Origin of the sequence: Rhodopseudomonas sp. (genome assembly GCF_013377015.1) — a bacterium.
Taxonomy (GTDB): domain Bacteria; phylum Pseudomonadota; class Alphaproteobacteria; order Rhizobiales; family Xanthobacteraceae; genus JARJEH01.
This window is the reverse complement of the sequence record NZ_JACABA010000001.1, coordinates 1,266,455-1,283,901: the sequence shown is the minus strand read 5'-3', so window position 1 is coordinate 1,283,901 and position 17,447 is coordinate 1,266,455. Positions and strand designations below refer to the sequence as shown.

Sequence of the window (17,447 nt, the reverse complement as noted above, 5' to 3'; positions counted from 1 at the left end):
CGGCCTGCTCGATGCCTTCCTTGCTGTTGCGGCGGGCGGCTTCGGCTTCGGCGAGGCGGCGCTCTTCGACGTCGCGCAGCCGCGCATCTGCCAGCGCGCTGGCGCGCGCGCTACGCTCGTCCTCGGTCAGGGTGCGCAACACCACGCCCGAGCCGCTGCGCGGCGAGGCGGACTGAGGCGGACGCGACATCGGGGCGCGGGCAACCGGTGCTGCCGGCTTCGCAACGACCGGTTCGGGTGCGGGCGGAGCGGTCTCGCCCGGCGCGTCGCCGCCGATCCGGCGCTTGCCGCGTTTCTCGACCACCACCTGTTTGGTACGGCCATGGCTGAAGCTCTGGCGCACGACGCCCTGCTCGACGCGCGGCTTCAGCGTCAAGGTCTTGGTCGGCACACTCAGAGTCTTGTCGCCAGGAGTTTTCGTATCAACCATTCAGTAGTCCCAATCTCTAAACCTTGTGCGTAACCGCACAGTCTTTTTCAGCAACGTCTGTCGGCGTGTTCGTCGGTGCCCTGGCCGTGGCAGTATCCGCATTGCCGTCGTCCGCCAGCCGGTATCGGACCAGGATCTGGCAGCGCGACAGGAACGTTTGGCCGGCCGAGCCTGCGAGCAGGGCAGCATGTATCACATTTGACCGCCCCAATGCCAAATCCAATTCTGCCGAAGTCAACGCGGTTACAACCGGAAAATCGCGCGATCCGGTCGCAATCCCGTCATTTTGGCGCGCCAGGGCGCCCAGCTTACGAATTCCGTCCGCTGCGCCATCCGCGGCGTGGATCAGAGCCACGGCCTGGCGGCTCTCCAGCGCTCCCTCGACCCGGGTGAAGCCGGAAACCACCTGGCCGGCCTTCGCTGCCATCGCCAGCGCGTCCAGCACGCCGCGCACCAGCATGGTTTCGGTGTCCTGCGCCAGCGTCGGCGCGGGTTTGACGTTGGTTTTGAAGCCCCTGGCGAACACATTGCGCCTGACCGCCTCGGCCACCGCCTTGCGCGAGGCCGAGACCCAAAGGCCACGGCCCGGCAGCTTGCGCTTCAGATCGGCAACCACCTCGCCCGTGGGCGCGACGACGAACCTGATCAGTTCGTCGATCGGCCGCACTTGCCGCGACACCGCGCACATCCGCTCGGTCGCGGACTTGTGGGTCCGCGGTCCGTTGTCGAGATCTGCCTGGTCGGCGAATGCAAGCATGCGGGCGACACCGTCCTCAAACCGGCTGGTCTTCGGGGGCCTCGGCCGGCTCCGCGGCCTTGGCAAGATCGGCCTCGGTGATCCAGCCGGCGATGACGCGGGCCTGCATGATCAGGTGCTCGGCGTCCTCGCGCGAGATTTCGCTGGCGTCGAGAATGCCGGGATGCTTGACCGGCTCGGCGCCTTCCTTGCGCTCGCTCCAGCCGACCAAGTCGTCGGTGGCGCAACCCGCCAGATCCTCAACGGTCTTGATCTCGTTCTCGCCGAACTTGACCAGCATCTTCGAGGTCACGCCGGGCACGGTCTTCAAAGCGTCTTCCACACCGAGTTCCTTACGTTTCGTTTCAAGCTCGGATTCGAGCTGTTCGAGATATTCGCGGGCGCGGCTCTGCAGTTCGTTGGCCGTCTCCTCGTCAAAGCCTTCGATGCCGGCCAGTTCCCTGACATCGACCAGCGCCAGTTCCTCGACCGAGGTGAAGCCTTCAGACGCCAGCAATTGGCCGACCACTTCGTCGACGTTCAGCGATTCCATGAACACCCGGGTGGAATTCTCGAAATCGGCCTGGCGACGCTCGGACTCTTCCGTCTCGGTCAGGATGTCGATGTCCCAGCCGGTGAGCTGCGAGGCCAGCCGCACGTTCTGGCCGCGGCGTCCGATCGCAAGAGACAGCTGGTTATTGGTATCCGGAACCACAACCTCGATCCGCTCGCGATCTTCGTCGATCACGACTTTCGATACTTCGGCGGGCGCCAGCGCATTGACCACGAAGGTCGCGATATCGGGCGACCACGGGATAATGTCGATCTTCTCGCCCTGCAGCTCGTTGACCACGGCCTGGACCCGGGAACCGCGCATGCCGACGCAGGCGCCGACCGGATCGACCGAGGAATCCCGCGAGATCACGCCGATCTTGGCGCGCGAGCCGGGGTCGCGGGCGACCGCCTTGATCTCGACGATGCCGTCGTAGATTTCCGGCACTTCCTGGGCGAACAGTTTGGCCATGAATTGCGGATGGGTGCGCGACAGGAAGATCTGCGGACCGCGGGTTTCGCGGCGGACGTCGAAGATATAGGCGCGGACCCGGTCGCCATTGCGGAACACTTCGCGCGGCAGCATCTCGTCGCGCCGCACGATCGCTTCGCCGCGGCCGAGATCGACGATCACGCTGCCGTATTCGACGCGCTTGACGATGCCGTTGACGATGTCGCCGATGCGGTCCTTGAATTCCATATATTGCCGGTCGCGCTCGGCCTCGCGCACCTTCTGCACGATCACCTGCTTGGCCGACTGTGCGGCGATCCGGCCGTATTCCAAGGGCGGCAGGGTGTCGGCGATGGTGTCGCCGATCTGGGCGCCGGGATTGGCGCGCTGCGCGTCCTTCAGCGAAATCTGGTTCGAGGAGTTCTCGACCTGCTCGACCACCAGCATGTGGCGCGACAGCCGCAATTCGCCCTTTTTCGGATCGATTTCAGCGTGGACGTCGGTCTCGGAGCCGTAGCGGGCCCGCGCCGCCTTGGCGATGGCGTCTTCCATCGCGGCGATCACGATCGACCGGTCGATCGATTTCTCCCGCGCCACCGCGTCGGCGATCTGCAGAAGTTCGATTTTATTGGCGCTGACAGCGGCCATGCTCAGTCTCCTTCAGTGGGATCGAAATCGCCGCGCCGGGCACGTTCGGCGGCGAGGCGGTGTTCCTTGGTGTTCTTCGGCGGAGCCTTGGGCGCGGCCTTGGCGGCGGTCTTCAGCTTCGGCTTCGGCGCGTTGCTCTTGGTCGGATCGCTCTTTTTGGCGTGGGCCGGCGGCGGCGGCAGAATTCCGAGATTCTGCTTCATCTCGCGCTCGGCGATCTTGCCGCGGCGCATCGATTCCGCGATCAATTCGTCGGTCAGCACCAGATTGGCGCTGGCAATATCCTCCAGCGGCAACAAGGTGTTGGGGTCCTCGCCGTCGCGGGCGCCTTCGCGCGCCAACAGCACGGCGTCGCCCTCGATGGGGCCGAGCAGGCCGCGGAACCGCTTGCGACCGCCGACGGCGACAGCCATCTCGATCTTGACCAGGTAGCCCTGATAACGCTCGAAATCGCTACGGCGGACCAGCGGGCGGTCGATCCCCGGTGAGGAAATCTCCAGCCGATAGGCGCGTTCGATCGGGTCGGCGACGTCCAGCACCGGCGACAGCGCGTGCGAAATCGCCTCGCAGTCCTCGACCAGCATGGTGCCGTCGGGGCGCTCGGCCATGATCTGGACCGTGCAGCCGAGTTCGCCGGAGACCTTGATCCGGACCAGCCGGTACCCCATTCCCTGCAACACCGGACCCGCGACCGCCGATACCCGCGCCGCCACGCCGGGTTCCACAACCAGGCGCGGTTCGGCGAGCAGATCGAATTCCACGGCACCAGCGATCGGATCGGTCATATCCAGGGTCAATTTTGTCTTACTGGTCTGTCTTGAATGGTATTGGAAGGCAGGCAGGCTTCGGCCTGGCGGCTGTCGTGCCCGAGCCGATCCGGCATGTTCGGTGCGGTTCGCTCAGGTAATAAAAAAGAGCGGGTCCCGAGGGGCCCACTCTCAATACGCGGTCGTATATGAGATCTAAGTTGTGCTTGATATAGCCGTTTTCACGCCGAGCAGCAAGGGCCAGGACGGCGGGAACCGGTGCTTTTGCGAGGCGGACGATCGTGAATTCTGCCCGATCGCTGCGCGGAGGTTCGAAAAATCGCCCAGGAATCGAGGTTTTCGGGCAGCCCGCTGGCGACCGGCGCCGATCAGTAGCGGCACGATGTTGCGGCCCGCGGATTCGCAACGCGAGTTGTTAGAGAGCGATCTCGAAACCTAACCCTTCGTTCACGCCAGCGAATTAGGTTGCGGGCAACGCCGGTCGGTTTGCAGGTCGGCTTGCAGAGTTGATCTGATGTTGGCTGCCTATGCGCTGGTTCCCGGTCTCGACGATGTCGTCAATCATGGCGACCCGCTGCGTCGTGCCGAAGCGGTACGCCAGATTTCCGAATTGTTTGTCCAGGGTGCCGCACATTTTCGCTCAGACCATGTCGCGCTGTTCGACGGCGTTCTAACCAGGTTGGTGGCGGAGACCGAGATCGATGTGCGCGGCGAACTGGCCGCGCGACTGTCCTCGCTGACCAACGCGCCGCCCGAGCTGGTTCGCCAGCTGGTCTGCGACGAGGACATCGGCATTGCCGGGCCGCTGCTACGCCGCTCGCCGATGGTCGACGAAGCCACTTTGGTGGAAATCGCCCGGCTGCGCGGTCAGACGCATCTGATGGCGATTTCGGAACGTCCGCTGCTGGCCCCGCCGGTCACCGATGTGATCGTGCGTCGCGGCGACCGCGACGTGGTCCGTAAGATCGTCGCCAACGCTGGCGCGGAATTTTCAACCGCCGGCTTCAACGGATTGATCAGGCGCTCGGCGCAGGATGGCGTGTTGGCGCTCGCGGTCGGCCAGCGCGACGATCTGTCGGCGCCGCTGTTGAAGGACTTGCTGGCGTGTTCGGCCGACGCGGTGCGGCGCCGGCTGTTCGACGTTGCGCGGCCGAGCGCCAAGATTGCGATCAACCGGGCGATGAGCGAGCTGTCGGGCGCGCCGACCCAACCCACAGTGCAGCGCGACTTCGGACCGGCGCAGCGTGCGGTGGTGGCGCTGCTGAATACCGGCGGCCTGAACGAAGCCACGGTACGGGGCTTTGCGACGTCGTTTCAATACGAGGAAACGGTCGCTGCGCTGTCGGCGCTGTCGGCGGTCCGGCTCTCGACGCTCGACCAGCTGCTGGTTGGAGAACGAAACGATCCGATCCTGGTTCTGGGCAAGGCGCTCGGCTTCGGATGGCCCACGGCGCGCGCCATGATCGGGTTGCGGACCGGTCCGGACCGGATGCCTTCGCCACCGGACATCGAGGAAGCGCGGCTGAATTTCGAGCGACTGGCGCCCGCCACCGCGCAACGGGTACTGAATTTCTGGCGCAGCCGGCAGTCCTACGAATAACCACTGCACCGCCCGCAACGCGCGGCTGACAAGCCTGTCCGATTCCTTCTATGCTGGGGCAACGGCGCGAAACAGCGCCATTGTCGTGGAGGACGCATGCTGGGCGAGGCGGATATTGATTCTCACGCGGCGCGAATTCGCGACGACGGCTACACCGTGATCGAGCGGGCGGTCGATCCGGCGCTGGTCGAGGCTTTGAAAGCCGCGCTGCTGCGGATCGAGCGCGACCACAATCTCGGGCCGGCCAAGACTTCGTTCGAAGGCTTCAAGACCGTCCGCATCAACAATCTTCTGACCTATGACGACGTGTTCTGGGAAGTGCCGCTGCACGACCACGTGCTGCCGCTGGTCGAGAAGGTGCTGGACAAGGAATGCCTGCTGTCGTCGTTCGTGTCGCTGGTGCTCGGTCCTGGTCAGGAAGCCCAGCCGATCCATGAAGACACCCAGATGATTCCGCTGCCGCGCCCGCATATTCCGATCACGCTGAACGCGATCTGGGCGCTGACCGATTTCACCGCGGAGAACGGCGCGACAAGGATCATTCCTGGAAGCCACAAATTGCCGTCCTCGCCGGAATACGGCCGCGACTACGAGACGGTGACGGCGACGATGCCTGCGGGCAGCGTCATGCTGTTCGACAGCGCGCTGTGGCACGGCGGCGGCGCCAACAATTCGGACGCGCGCCGCTTCGCGTTTTCCTGCGCCTATTGCTGGGGCTGGATGCGGCAGCAGGAGAATCTGCAGCTCGGGATTCCGCGCGAGACCGCGCAGCGGTTCCCGCGCCGGCTGCAGGAACTGTGCGGCTACGGCGTCTACAAGGGACAGTTCGGCCACATCGACAACCGCGATCCGATCGAACTGCTCGGCCGCGAGCGCGGCAAGCGGATGGTGTGGGAGGCAACCGACATCCGCAAGGCGCGCGACGCGCAGGCGGCGAAGCAATAGGCGATCGCGATCGAACTACTCCGCGTATCTGCGGAAGCGCAGATACGCGGCCTTGCGGCCCTCGCGCTCGGCTTTGCGGCCGTAGCGCGTCATGGTGTAGTTCGGCCATGGCTGGCGCCAGTCATCGGCGCGTTCCGCCAGCCATTCGAAGTCCGGCGAACGCAACAGATGCGCGAGCGTCCAGGCGGAGTAATCGTCGATGTCGCAGACGAAGCGGAATTCGCCATTGGGCTCCAGCACCCGCGCCATCGCGCCGACGGTCGCGTTCTGGACGAACCGCCGCTTCCAGTGTCGGCGCTTCGGCCAAGGATCGGGGTGGATCAGATCGATCCGCTTCAGTGAACGCGGCGGCACCCAGGCCAGCAGTTCGGCGGCGTCGCCGGCGAATAGCCGGATATTGCCGATCTGGTTGGCTTCGATCTGCGCCAGAATCTTTGCCATGCCATTGACGTAAGGCTCGCAGCCAATAAACCCGAGATCGGGAAACGCCAACGCTTCGGCGATCAGATGTTCGCCGCCGCCGAATCCGATTTCAAGCCGAACCCCGGCGACGGGTGGATCGAACAGTGTGGCGATCGCCGCGGGGCTTGCCGCGCTGATGTCGAGCGCGAGGCGGGGCAGCAATTCCGCGATCAGGTCAGCCTGATGCGACCGCAGCTTGTGTCCCTTGCGTCGTCCGAAGAACGAGCCGAGGGCGCGCGCTGCGGCTGGATCGCCGGCCGAATCCGGATACGGTTTGCTGCGGGGCGAGGTCATCGAAGTTCTGATCCGGAAATATCAATATGACGATCATGCGCGATAAGCGTGATCCGCATCGTCCGATAAGATCAGATTATACCACGTGATGCTTATGCACGCGACGCCGCCTCAGCGGCGATCCGGTGCCTCACGCGCGGCGATCTGTTCGACCATATCGACGATGCTACGGCGCAGCTTGGCGTCGGTGATGCGGGTGAATGCGCGCGTCAGTGCCAGACCTTCGGAAGTTGCAAGGAAGTCCGAAACATAGGCCGGCGACGGGGCTTCGCTGAAACCGTTGCTGTTAGCCAGGCCGCCGCCCGGGCCGCCTTCGAACAGGAAGGAAACCGGCACCTGCAGGATTTCCGAAATCTGTTGAATACGGCTGGCACCAACACGATTGGTGCCCTTTTCGTACTTCTGAACCTGCTGGAATGTCAGCCCCAGCGCTTCGCCCAGTTTTTCTTGACTCATGCCCAGCATGATGCGGCGCATGCGCACACGGCTGCCGACATATTTGTCAACAGGATTGGGCGCTTTGGTCGACATCTCACTCACTCCTTAGGCACATTAGCAGACGCAAACAATTCGCGCATGTTGGTTGGAATACGCCTTAAATATTGGAGCCGTCAAATGTCTTAGAACCTGAAGCGTAATCGCCGTTAATTTCCGCCGACAGGAAATTTCATGATACATGCGTGCGTATTTCCTCCAACTTAATCTGCGGTTGAGTGGATGTAATACATATTATCACGGTAGTCTGGCGAATCTGCGCCGCATTACAAGCATCATCGCAACGCAGACAAGGATCGCAACGGGGATATCACCAGCACTCATATAAACCGTGGGCGGAATTGCCGCGGGCAGGCCCGCGTCCAAGACGCCTTCGACACCGAGCCCAAGTCGCGTCACAATTCGCCCGAGCGGATCGATCACAGCGGAAACCCCGGTGTTTGCGGCGCGCACCAACGGCAGCCCCTGTTCGATTGCGCGGACCCGGGCTTGCTGCAGGTGCTGATAGGGACCGCTCGAGATTCCGAACCAGCCGTCATTGGTGAGATTGAGAATCCAGCCGGGACGATCGTCGCGTGAGACGATTTCGTCGGGGAAGATCGCCTCGTAGCAGATCAGCGGCAGCATCGGCGGGGCGTTCGGCAGGCCGATGATCTTGCGGCGCAGCCCCGGAATGAAGCCGCCATGCACCTTGGTGAGTTGGACGAACCCGATCTTTTCCATCAAATTCTGGTACGGCAAAAATTCTCCGAATGGGACCAGATGAAGCTTGTCATAGACGGCGAGGATGCTGCCGTCGTGGTCGATGGCGTAGATCGAATTGTAGGCGCGGGTGATCCGGGTTCCCGGCGGCACCTCCGGCGGTCTCACCGATCCGGTTAGCAGCACGGTACCTTTCGGCAATAGTTCGGCGATCTGCGCCATCGCGTCAGCTTCGCGTGCCAGGAAGAATGGAAACGCCGATTCCGGCCAGATCAGCAGTGTGGCGTCGCGCACGCCGGTGGATTGTGGCCCGGTGGCGCGATCCGACAGCGTCAGATATTTCTTCATCACCTCCGCCTTGGCGGAATAGTTGAAACGGTCGTCCTGCGGCAGATTCGGCTGAATGATCCGCAGTTTGACCTTGTCCACCAGCCGCGTCGGCGATCCCTGCAGCCGCACCGCGCCGTAACTTCCCATCGCCGCCAGCAGGCCGAGCGCCGCCACCGGCGCGAGCCAGCGACGGCGCGCGTCACCGTCGATCAGCACCGCGGGGCTAGCGAAAATCGCGACGGCGAGAAAGGTCAGGCCCCAGATGCCGATCAGCGACACGCTTTGCGCCAGCGCCAGCGGTTCGGTCAGCGCGTATCCAAAGGCATTCCACGGAAAGCCGGTCAGGACGTGGCCGCGCAACCATTCGCTCAGGGTGAGGCTGACCGCGAGCGCCAGTACCCGCGAACCGTCCCGGGTCCAGATCAGTCGCGCCAGCGCGAAACCGAACGCGGTGAACAGCGCGAGATAGGCCGGAAGCCCGCAAACCGCGGCCGGCAACAGCCAGGCGAAAGTCTGCGCGTCGACCAGGAATGCGTAGCCGATCCAGTAAAGCCCCGGGACGAAGTAACCAAAACCGAACCACCAGCCCGAAAGTGCCGCTGCCGGCAAGCCGCGCCATCGTCCAGCGCCGGCGCCGTCGATCAGCCAGACCATCGCCGGGAAGGTCAGAAACAGGATCGGCCAGGCGTTGAACGGTGCCATCGCCAGCGACGACAGCGCGCCGGCGACCAACGCGATGGCGGCACGCTTCCAGCCCCACGCCAGGATGATTCCGGGCCCGATCCGGCGAATCGCAGGCGGCGGCGTCACGACGAACCGGCTCCTTCGCCGGGTGCCGCTGGATTTGCCGGATTGGCGTTGTCGTTGGTCTGGGGCGAGGCGCCGTCGGTCGGCGATTCGCGCCGACGCGGTTCCCGCGGCCGCGCCACGGGGCGTTCCTTGCGGATTCCGATCCGCAACCGCTTGACCCGTCGAGGGTCGGCGTCGAGCACCTCGATCTCGAAATTGCCGGGACCGGAGATCACCTCGCCGCGGACCGGCAGGCGCCCGACATGAGTGACCAGATAGCCGCCGAGCGTCTCGACTTCTTCGCCGGCCTCGCCGGTGACGAACTCCTCTCCGATCACCGAGCGGACGTCCTCGAGGCTGGCGCGGGCATCGGCGATGAAGGAATTGTCGGCCTGCCGCACGATCGACGGCGGCTCGGCGCTGTCGTGCTCGTCGTCGATCTCGCCGACGATCTGCTCGACGATGTCCTCGATCGAGACCAGTCCGTCGGTGCCGCCGTATTCGTCGACCACCAGAGCCAGATGAATCCGCGCGGCCTGCATCTGCGCCAGCAAATCGATCGCCCGCATCGACGGCGGCACGTAAAGCAATTTGCGGATGATACCGCTGTCGACCAGCGGCTGCTTGAGATCGATGGCGCGCAGATCGAGCCCGGCGGGCGACGGCTTCTTGCGCTTGGCCTTGCTGGGGACTTCGTCGCGCGCCCGCGCGGTCATGAAAGCGAGCAGGTCGCGGATGTGGACGATGCCGACCGGATCGTCGAGGGTCTCGTTGTAGACGACCAGGCGCGAATGCGCCGCGCTTTCGAACAGGCTCATCAATTCGCCGACCGTGATGTCCTGCTTCACCGCGACGATGTCGGCGCGATGCACCATCACGTCGGCGATTCGCCGCTCGTGCAGGCTGAGGATGTTGCGCAGCATGGTGCGCTCGATCGCCGAAAAGCCGGTGTCGTCGGGCGGGCTGGCGTCGAGCACCACCTGCAGGTCGTCGCGCACCGAACCGGGCTTCCAGCCGAACAGCGAGCGAATCGCGCGGATCAGCCAGTTCTCGCCGGCCGGGCGCAGCAGCTCGCCCTGATGCACCACCGCCGGCAGGTTGGCCTGGCCGTGCGCGGTGTCCGGGGTCTGGGCTGGGTCGCCGTCAGGCATGTCAGCTCACCCGATCCTGATCCGCATAAGGATCAGGAATGCCGAGCCCGGCGAGAATTTGGCGCTCGACGTTTTCCATCGCCTCGGCCTCGGCTTCTGTTTCGTGATCGTAGCCGACCAGATGCAGGAAGCCATGGACCGCCAAATGGCTCAGATGGTTGACGAACGGCTTTTGTTCGTCGTCGGCCTCGCGCCGCACTGTCTCAAAGGCGATGGCGATGTCGCCGAGCATCCGCGGCGCGTCGTCCGGTTCTATCCCGCCCGGCGGCTGCAACGCCGGAAACGACAGCACATTGGTCGGCTTGTCGATGCCGCGCCAGTTGGCGTTCAGGGTGCGGATTCCGGAATCATCGGTCAGCATTATCGCGAGTTCGGCGTCGCCGGTGTCGGCATCGACCGTCTCGGCGGCGGCGGCGATGGCGCGCAGCACCGTTGCTTCGGCCTCGGGCTCGGCCTGCCAACATTCGGCGACGATGAGGACTTCCGTTGCGGGAAGAGCGAAGCGCTGCATTGGTCCGAAACTACTTTCCGGAGCCGGCCCGAATTGGTCGCAGCCGCTCCCAGAGCGTGTGGTGTGGGTCAAGGCCGGCCGGTTGCCGGCTTCTGCGGCAATCCCTCGTAAGCGGCGACGATCCGCGCCACCAGTTCGTGGCGGATCACGTCGTCGGCGGTGAATCGAACCTGCGCGATGCCCTCGACGCCGTCGAGCAGCCTGACGGCTTCGGCGAGGCCCGAGGTTTGACCGGGGGGCAAATCGACCTGGCTCGGATCGCCGGTGATGATCATCCGGCTGTTCTCTCCGAGCCTGGTCAGAAACATCTTCATCTGCATCGAGGTGGTATTCTGCGCTTCGTCGAGGATGATCGCGGCATTGGTCAGGGTGCGGCCGCGCATGAAAGCCAGTGGCGCGATCTCGATCTCGCCGGTCTGCAGCGCGCGCTCCACGATCCGCGAATCCATCAGATCGTACAAAGCATCATAGATCGGGCGCAAATAAGGATCGACTTTTTCGCGCAGGTCGCCGGGCAGGAATCCGAGCCGTTCGCCGGCTTCCACCGCCGGACGAGACAGGATGATGCGGTCGACTTCCTTGCGTTCAAACAATTGCGCCGCCTGCGCCACTGCGAGCCAGGTCTTGCCGGTTCCGGCCGGACCGATGCCGAACACCAGCTCGTGGCGCTTCAGCGCGCGAATGTAGCTGTCCTGCGCCGCCGTGCGGGCGCGTACCGGACGCTTGCGCAGGTTGATCGCTTCGAACGCCGAGGCCGCGCTCTTGGCGTCGAATTCGAACAATGAGCCCTGCGCGATCACGGCGCGGATCGCGCCCTCGACGTCGCCTTGCGCCAGATCACTGCCCTCGACCGCCTGGCCATAGAGCGTCTCCAGCACTCGCCGCGCGGCGTCACAGCCCTCGCGGGAGCCGGCGATGGTGATGTGATTGCCGCGGGAATCCACCACCACCGCGAGCCTGCGTTCGATCAGCGCGAGGTTCTGTCCATAGGGGCCGACCAGCGCCGAGGCGGCGCGATTGTCGTCGAAGGCGACGACAACTTGAGTCTCGGGCGGGGTCTGGCTGTCGCGGTCGAGTTTGCGGCGGGGAGCGAGCGAAGGCGAATCCGTTGCGCTTTTTGGTGGCAAGGGTTCAGGCTCCCGTGGACATTGCGGATGGCGCTGGCGATTCCGGACCGGTCTGCGGGGCGTCGAGCGTTCCCAGCAGACTATAGCGCTCGAGGTTTTCGATTCTGACCGGCAGCACCCGACCGATGATGTCCGGCGGCGCCATGACATGCGCGGGCTGCAGGTAGGCGGTACGGCCGACGATCTGGCCTTCATTACGCGCGGCGCGCTCGAAAAGCACGTCGACCGTGGTTCCAATCGCAGCCAAATTGAAGGCCGATTGCTGACTGTCGATCAACTGCTGGAGCCGCCCCAATCGCTCGTCCATCACCGCCGCTGACACCGTCTCCCGAATCTCCGCCGCCGGGGTGCCGGGCCGCGGCGAATACTTGAACGAATATGCCCCAGCGTAGCTGATTTGTGTGACCAGCGCGAGCGTCGCGGCAAAATCTTGCTCGCTCTCCCCAGGGAAGCCCACGATGAAATCCGAAGAAAAAGCAATGTCTTGCCGCGCCTTGCGGAATCGCTCGACGGCCCTGCGATAATCGTCGGCACTATGCTTGCGGTTCATCGCCGCCAAAACCCGGTCCGAACCGGACTGAACCGGCAGGTGCACAAACGGCATCAGCGCCGGCAAATCGCGGTGCGCCTCGATCAGCGAATCATCGACGTCGAGCGGATGGCTGGTCGAATAGCGCAGCCGCACGATGCCGGGAATCGTGGCCAGATGGCCAAGCAGGCGGCCGAGCGGCCAGGGCCGTCCGTCCGGCCCGTCGCCATGATAGGCATTGACGTTCTGGCCGATCAGGGTGATTTCGCGAACGCCATTATCGGCAAGCCGCTTCACATCGTCGACGATCTTCGTCACCGGGCGCGAGACCTCGGCGCCGCGGGTATAGGGTACCACGCAGAAGGTGCAGAACTTGTCACAGCCCTCCTGCACGGTGACGAAGGATGAAATGCCGCGGGCGCGGATCGCGTCGCGCGACGGCTCGGGCAGGAAGCCAAACTTGTCCTCGACCGGAAACTCGGTCTCCAGCGCGCGGCCGTGGGTCTTCGCATGCGCCAGCAGTTGCGGCAGATGGTGATAGCTTTGCGGGCCGACCACGACATCGACCGCGGGCTGGCGGCGAATGATCTCCTGGCCTTCGGCCTGGGCCACGCAGCCGGCGACGACGATCTCGACCCGGCGGCCGTCGCGGGCGGCCTCGTCCTTGGCGACGCGCAGCCGACCGAGTTCGGAGTAGACTTTCTCCGACGCCTTTTCGCGGATGTGGCAGGTGTTGAGAATCACCAGGTCAGCATCATCCGCGCTTGCGGTCTCGACAAAGCCTTGCGACGTCAGCACGTCCACCATGCGCTGCGCATCATAGACATTCATCTGACAGCCAAATGACTTGATGTGCAGCTTGCGCGGCTGATCCATGGAACCCACAATGGCGTGATAAAGCGGCGTCGATACGGCGCGGTGCTGAATTACAGGGTTAGGCCCGGGAAATCCAGCATCTCGCCGGAACTGCCGGACCGCTCCTTCAGGCCGGCTCGCGCTGGATTTGCTCAATCATTGCAGGCAGTTGCCGCATATCATCGAAGCTCGCCGCGGCGCCGGCGGCACGCAGCGCCGCCGCGGTATCGGGCTGGCAATGGCTGCCGCCGTGATAACCGAGCACCGTCATGCCGGCGGCGGCGGCGCCGATCACGCCGGGGACACTGTCCTCGATCACCACGCAGCGCGCCGGTGCAACGTGCATTTGCTCGGCGGCGAACAGGAACAGATCCGGTGCCGGCTTGCCGTGGCGCACGTGCTCGGCGGAAAATAGATGCGGCGCAAATCGCTCGTACAGCCCGACCCGAGTCAGCGCGATTTTGATTCGCTCCTGCGAACCGCTAGAAGCGACGCAGACCGGCTGCGCGATCGCATCGAGCGCCTCTGCGATGAAAGTGATCGGCTGCAGCGTCGCGGCAAAGCTGCGATACAGCTCGTCCTTGAGCTCGACTTCGAGATCGTCGCTGAAAGCGCGGCCCAGCTCGGCTTCGATTTCGCGGCGCGCCTCTCGCCCTGAACGGCCGAGGAATCGTGCGGCGACCTGTTCGGCGCTGATCGGATAGCCGTGGCGGGTCAACGTCTCGGCGTGGACGCGGCAGGAGATGATTTCGCTATCGACCAGCACGCCGTCGCAGTCGAAGATGACCAGATCGACGCGCGCGCTCGGGATCTGCGAGTTCAGGATTTGTCGTCTTCCAGCGGCACGCAGTACAGCTCGAGACGGTGATCGACCAGCTTGTAGCCGAGCCTGCGGGCGATCTCGGCCTGCAGCTTCTCGATCTCCTCGTTGGTGAATTCGATCACCTTGCCGTCGCGCAGATTGATCAGGTGATCGTGATGGCTATCGCGCATCTGTTCGTAGCGGGCGCGGCCCTCGCGGAAATCGTGCCGCTCGATGATACCGGCGTCCTCGAACAGCTTGACGGTGCGATACACCGTCGAGATCGAGATCTTGTCGTCGACCGCGACGCAGCGGCGGTACAATTCCTCGACGTCGGGATGATCCGCCGCTTCCGCCAGCACCCGCGCGATCACGCGTCGTTGCTCGGTCATGCGCATGCCGGTGGCGGCACAGCGTGCTTCGATTTCGGTGGCCTTGAGCTCGGACATGGCGTTCAACATCGTGATGGGAGAATGGGCTTGCGACAATGCGATGTGTTCTGCCACCCCATTGGGGCTAGGACAAGTCGCGACGCATTAGCAATGCGTTCAATTGTTCGCCGTCCGGTTGCCGGTAATAGCGCTCGCGGCGCCCAACGACGACGAATCCGGCCCAGGTATATAGCCGTAGCGCCGCCTGATTGTTTTCCTCGACTTCCAAGAATACCTTGACGATGCCGCGGCCGGCAAGATGGCCGAGATGCGTCAGCAGCAAATCACGCGACAGCCCGCGGCCGCGATGGCTGGACGCCAGCGCGATCGACAGGATCTCGGCTTCATCGGCCGCCATCCGCGACGCCACGAAGCCGACGATCTTGCGACCGACGCGCAGCCGATGCACCAGCGTGTTGCGCTGGCTCAGCATGTCCTCGAACTCTTCCTCGTCCCAGCCGCGGTGGAACGAGGCGCCGTGTAGTTGCGCCAGCGTCGAGGTGTCGCGCAGCGTCGCGCCCTCGACCTGCGCCTCGGCGTAGCCCCAAAATTCTGAAAGCCAGTCCATCATGAGCGATGCACTATCCCGCGGCTGGCTGCGGCGATCGCCGCAATGGGTCGGCCTGCGGCTTGGCATCAGGCGGACGCAAGTAATACGGCCGCGCCGGCGCCGTGTCCGGGTTTACCGCAGCGCCGAGCCAAGCCACCCAGGCGATATCCGGCGCCGGCTGGGCGTCGACCAGCATCGGTGGTTCGGCCTCGACCGGCCAGCGGTCGGCCAGAATCTGCGCCGCATTTCCGACCAGTCGCGGCGCGCCGACGCAAGCCCTGGAGAGCGCCTCCTCGATCGGTGCAACTCGTGGCCCCACCATACTGGTGCCGTCGCCGGCGACCACCTGGTAGTAGACCTGATCGTGCCGCGCATCGATCGCCGAAACGATCGGGCCGCCGCCCTGCTCGCTGAGCAGCGGCGCCGCATAGGCGGCGAGCGTGGTGAAGCCGACCGCCGGCTTGCCGGCGGCGAGCGCGATGCCGCGCGCGGCCGACAGCCCGACGCGAAGCCCGGTGAAACTTCCAGGGCCGGTGGTCACCGCGATCCGGTCAAGCTGCGCAAAGCTGACGCCAGAGGCCGTGATTACCCGCGCGATCATCGGCATCAGCGCCTCGGCATGGCCGCGCTGCATCGGCTCGGATTCTCGCGCGATCAGCCGGTTGGCGTCGGTATCCAGCACTGCGGCGGCACAGGCGTCGAGCGCGGTATCGATGGCGAGGATCAACATCCGGGTAGTCTAGCAGCAACGCCAAGGCCGCGTCAGGCCTTGTGGCAAATTTGTGGCAAGTGTTTCCGAAATACCTCTGGCGCAATGCACAAATTTGCACGCTGCATTAGCAGCGCACAATCGACAGGCAGCGGTGTGGTTCAGATCGGGCGGACTTCGACCACGTCGGGGACGAAATGCTTCAACAGGTTCTGGATCCCGTGCTGCAGAGTCGCGGTCGACGACGGGCAGCCGGAGCAGGCCCCCTGCATCTTGAGATAGACGATGCCGTCCTTGAAGCCGCGGAAGGTGATGTCGCCGCCGTCATTGGCGACCGCCGGGCGGACCCTGGTCTCGATCAGGTCCTTGATCATGTCGACGGTCTCGGCGTCGGCGGGGCTGAAGAACTCGTCGTCCTCGGACGGCTCGTCGCCGTCGACCCGGCCGTCGGCCATGATCGGCACGCCGGACATGTAGTGTTCCATAATAGCGCCGAGGATCGCCGGCTTCAGGTGCTGCCAGTCGCTGTCGTCTTTGGTGACGGTAACGAAATCCGAGCCGTAGAACACGCCGGTGACGCCGGGCACGTCGAACAGCCGCTCGGCCAGTGGCGAGCGCGCGGCGGTGGCGCGGTCGGTAAATTCCATGGTGCCGCTGTCGAGCACGACGCGGCCGGGAATGAATTTCAGAGTGGCGGGATTCGGCGTGGCTTCGGTCTGAATGAACATGATTTTCTCCGTCGTCGCCGGTTCAAGGCCGGGGCGTAAGGCTTCCTTAGCAGATGGCGATCCGGAACGCACGATCAAGGCGGGGGAGCCATCATGCGTCGGGCGGTCGCCTCCCCGTTGGGGTGCGTTAAGACATCGCATCGATATCCTGGTCGGTCAGGCTGGCGGCCACGATCGTGACCGGGATCGGGAAGCTGCCGAGGCTGCGGACCATGGTGGTGATGATCGGGCCTGGGCCTTCCGGGCCGTCGCCTGCCGCCAGCACCAAGAGCGCGATGTCGACGTCTTTGTCGATCACGTCGAGAATCTGGGCAACCGGATCGCCCTCGCGGATCACCCGTTCCGGGGTGATCGCGGCGATGCCGTTGGCGCGGCCGGAGGCGCGATCGAGCACGGTCTCGGCGATTTCGATCGCTTCCGCGCGCATCACGTCGGCGACACCAAGCCATTGTTGGTTCCGGTCGAGCGTCTCGATCACCCGCAGCATCACCACGCCGCCGCCGCCCCGCACCGCCCAGCGGCTCGCGTAATACACCGCGCGATCCCATTCGGCGGTCTCATCGACGATCACCAGACATTTAGGCCGGTGGCCCGGCCGGTAGCTTTGCCGCTGAGTGGTCATGCACGTCCCGATGCCGAACCGCGCGCGCCCGCGCCACTGCGGCATGCTGGCACGGCACGGCATCGCTCCACAAGCGGAGGCGCCCCCGACTTGCGTCGGTGTGGTGTGAGTCATTCCGGGGCGCGAGGCCGCAGGCCGAGCGAACCCGGAATCTTGCGCCAGGTGATGTGGCCGGTCGTGTGGAGCGAGATTCCAGGCTCGCTCGCAGCTATCGCTGCTCGCGCCCCGGAA

General features: G+C 64.6%; 19 protein-coding genes. 2 read left to right on the top strand and 17 right to left on the bottom strand.

Annotated features, from left to right (window positions below):
* The 4 genes from HXX15_RS06160 to rimP all read right to left on the bottom strand — a co-directional run.
* Positions 1-430 (bottom strand): translation initiation factor IF-2 associated domain-containing protein (locus tag HXX15_RS06160; protein ID WP_296513737.1); only part of this gene is annotated, 430 nt, incomplete at its 3' end.
* A 16-nt stretch (positions 431-446) separates the two neighbouring features.
* Positions 447-1,187 carry an RNA-binding protein gene (locus HXX15_RS06155; RefSeq protein ID WP_296513735.1) on the bottom strand — a complete coding sequence of 247 codons (741 nt, stop codon included), beginning with the start codon at positions 1,185-1,187 and terminating at the stop codon, positions 447-449.
* A 16-nt stretch (positions 1,188-1,203) separates the two neighbouring features.
* Positions 1,204-2,817 (bottom strand): transcription termination factor NusA, encoded by a 1,614-nt coding sequence (gene nusA / locus HXX15_RS06150; protein WP_296513733.1) that lies wholly within the window; start codon positions 2,815-2,817, stop codon positions 1,204-1,206.
* 2 nt (positions 2,818-2,819) lie between these two features.
* A complete protein-coding gene (rimP, locus tag HXX15_RS06145; RefSeq protein ID WP_296513731.1) occupies positions 2,820-3,602 on the bottom strand; it encodes a ribosome maturation factor RimP in 783 nt (260 codons plus the stop codon).
* Positions 3,603-4,098: 496 nt separating this feature from the next.
* Here rimP and HXX15_RS06140 point away from each other — a divergent pair, with 496 nt between their 5' ends.
* Positions 4,099-5,184 (top strand): DUF2336 domain-containing protein, encoded by a 1,086-nt coding sequence (locus tag HXX15_RS06140; RefSeq protein WP_296513729.1) that lies wholly within the window; start codon positions 4,099-4,101, stop codon positions 5,182-5,184.
* A 96-nt stretch (positions 5,185-5,280) separates the two neighbouring features.
* The gene (locus tag HXX15_RS06135; RefSeq protein ID WP_296513726.1) at positions 5,281-6,129 is read left to right on the top strand and encodes a phytanoyl-CoA dioxygenase family protein; all 849 of its coding nucleotides are present in this window, start codon (positions 5,281-5,283) and stop codon (positions 6,127-6,129) included.
* 15 nt (positions 6,130-6,144) lie between these two features.
* Here the strand turns inward: HXX15_RS06135 and trmB are convergent, their stop codons facing one another.
* From trmB to HXX15_RS06070, 13 genes are all read right to left on the bottom strand, one after another.
* The gene (trmB, locus tag HXX15_RS06130) at positions 6,145-6,885 is read right to left on the bottom strand and encodes a tRNA (guanosine(46)-N7)-methyltransferase TrmB (RefSeq protein ID WP_296513724.1); all 741 of its coding nucleotides are present in this window, start codon (positions 6,883-6,885) and stop codon (positions 6,145-6,147) included.
* Positions 6,886-6,996: 111 nt separating this feature from the next.
* Entirely contained in the window at positions 6,997-7,416 is a 420-nt protein-coding gene (locus HXX15_RS06125) for a helix-turn-helix domain-containing protein (protein ID WP_296513722.1), read from the bottom strand.
* A 201-nt stretch (positions 7,417-7,617) separates the two neighbouring features.
* Entirely contained in the window at positions 7,618-9,222 is a 1,605-nt protein-coding gene (gene lnt, locus HXX15_RS06120) for an apolipoprotein N-acyltransferase (protein WP_296513720.1), read from the bottom strand.
* On the bottom strand, positions 9,219-10,352 hold the full coding sequence (locus HXX15_RS06115) for a hemolysin family protein (protein WP_296513718.1): 1,134 nt from the start codon (positions 10,350-10,352) through the stop codon (positions 9,219-9,221). The genes lnt and HXX15_RS06115 overlap by 4 nt, the downstream gene beginning before the upstream one ends.
* 1 nt (position 10,353) lies before the next feature.
* On the bottom strand, positions 10,354-10,863 hold the full coding sequence (gene ybeY / locus HXX15_RS06110) for an rRNA maturation RNase YbeY (RefSeq protein WP_296513716.1): 510 nt from the start codon (positions 10,861-10,863) through the stop codon (positions 10,354-10,356).
* 68 nt (positions 10,864-10,931) lie between these two features.
* Positions 10,932-11,990 (bottom strand): PhoH family protein, encoded by a 1,059-nt coding sequence (locus tag HXX15_RS06105; RefSeq protein ID WP_296513714.1) that lies wholly within the window; start codon positions 11,988-11,990, stop codon positions 10,932-10,934.
* Between the two features lie 4 nt (positions 11,991-11,994).
* A complete protein-coding gene (gene miaB / locus HXX15_RS06100; RefSeq protein WP_296513712.1) occupies positions 11,995-13,395 on the bottom strand; it encodes a tRNA (N6-isopentenyl adenosine(37)-C2)-methylthiotransferase MiaB in 1,401 nt (466 codons plus the stop codon).
* Positions 13,396-13,501: 106 nt separating this feature from the next.
* A complete protein-coding gene (locus HXX15_RS06095; RefSeq protein ID WP_296514860.1) occupies positions 13,502-14,185 on the bottom strand; it encodes an HAD family hydrolase in 684 nt (227 codons plus the stop codon).
* A gap of 8 nt (positions 14,186-14,193) precedes the next feature.
* A complete protein-coding gene (locus HXX15_RS06090; protein WP_296513710.1) occupies positions 14,194-14,625 on the bottom strand; it encodes a Fur family transcriptional regulator in 432 nt (143 codons plus the stop codon).
* A 67-nt stretch (positions 14,626-14,692) separates the two neighbouring features.
* Positions 14,693-15,178 carry a ribosomal protein S18-alanine N-acetyltransferase gene (rimI, locus tag HXX15_RS06085; RefSeq protein WP_296513708.1) on the bottom strand — a complete coding sequence of 162 codons (486 nt, stop codon included), beginning with the start codon at positions 15,176-15,178 and terminating at the stop codon, positions 14,693-14,695.
* Positions 15,179-15,188: 10 nt separating this feature from the next.
* Positions 15,189-15,887: a tRNA (adenosine(37)-N6)-threonylcarbamoyltransferase complex dimerization subunit type 1 TsaB gene (gene tsaB / locus HXX15_RS06080; RefSeq protein ID WP_296513706.1), complete on the bottom strand. Its 699-nt coding sequence runs from the start codon at positions 15,885-15,887 to the stop codon at positions 15,189-15,191.
* A 140-nt stretch (positions 15,888-16,027) separates the two neighbouring features.
* Complete coding sequence (locus tag HXX15_RS06075; RefSeq protein WP_296513704.1) at positions 16,028-16,594, bottom strand: NifU family protein; 567 nt, start codon at positions 16,592-16,594, stop codon at positions 16,028-16,030.
* A 127-nt stretch (positions 16,595-16,721) separates the two neighbouring features.
* The gene (locus HXX15_RS06070) at positions 16,722-17,216 is read right to left on the bottom strand and encodes a universal stress protein (protein ID WP_296513701.1); all 495 of its coding nucleotides are present in this window, start codon (positions 17,214-17,216) and stop codon (positions 16,722-16,724) included.
* Positions 17,217-17,447 lie beyond the last annotated feature (231 nt).

What these genes read in the sequence shown, in the direction of transcription:
- HXX15_RS06155 (WP_296513735.1), bottom strand. Translation starts at nt 1,187, where the DNA reads ATGCTTGCATTCGCCGACCAGGCAGATCTCGACAACGGACCGCGGACC.
- nusA (WP_296513733.1), bottom strand. Translation starts at nt 2,817, where the DNA reads ATGGCCGCTGTCAGCGCCAATAAAATCGAACTTCTGCAGATCGCCGAC.
- rimP (WP_296513731.1), bottom strand. Translation starts at nt 3,602, where the DNA reads ATGACCGATCCGATCGCTGGTGCCGTGGAATTCGATCTGCTCGCCGAA.
- HXX15_RS06140 (WP_296513729.1), top strand. Translation starts at nt 4,099, where the DNA reads ATGTTGGCTGCCTATGCGCTGGTTCCCGGTCTCGACGATGTCGTCAAT.
- HXX15_RS06135 (WP_296513726.1), top strand. Translation starts at nt 5,281, where the DNA reads ATGCTGGGCGAGGCGGATATTGATTCTCACGCGGCGCGAATTCGCGAC.
- trmB (WP_296513724.1), bottom strand. Translation starts at nt 6,885, where the DNA reads ATGACCTCGCCCCGCAGCAAACCGTATCCGGATTCGGCCGGCGATCCA.
- HXX15_RS06125 (WP_296513722.1), bottom strand. Translation starts at nt 7,416, where the DNA reads ATGTCGACCAAAGCGCCCAATCCTGTTGACAAATATGTCGGCAGCCGT.
- HXX15_RS06115 (WP_296513718.1), bottom strand. Translation starts at nt 10,352, where the DNA reads ATGCCTGACGGCGACCCAGCCCAGACCCCGGACACCGCGCACGGCCAG.
- ybeY (WP_296513716.1), bottom strand. Translation starts at nt 10,863, where the DNA reads ATGCAGCGCTTCGCTCTTCCCGCAACGGAAGTCCTCATCGTCGCCGAA.
- miaB (WP_296513712.1), bottom strand. Translation starts at nt 13,395, where the DNA reads ATGGATCAGCCGCGCAAGCTGCACATCAAGTCATTTGGCTGTCAGATG.
- HXX15_RS06090 (WP_296513710.1), bottom strand. Translation starts at nt 14,625, where the DNA reads ATGTCCGAGCTCAAGGCCACCGAAATCGAAGCACGCTGTGCCGCCACC.
- rimI (WP_296513708.1), bottom strand. Translation starts at nt 15,178, where the DNA reads ATGATGGACTGGCTTTCAGAATTTTGGGGCTACGCCGAGGCGCAGGTC.
- tsaB (WP_296513706.1), bottom strand. Translation starts at nt 15,887, where the DNA reads ATGTTGATCCTCGCCATCGATACCGCGCTCGACGCCTGTGCCGCCGCA.
- HXX15_RS06075 (WP_296513704.1), bottom strand. Translation starts at nt 16,594, where the DNA reads ATGTTCATTCAGACCGAAGCCACGCCGAATCCCGCCACTCTGAAATTC.
- HXX15_RS06070 (WP_296513701.1), bottom strand. Translation starts at nt 17,216, where the DNA reads ATGACCACTCAGCGGCAAAGCTACCGGCCGGGCCACCGGCCTAAATGT.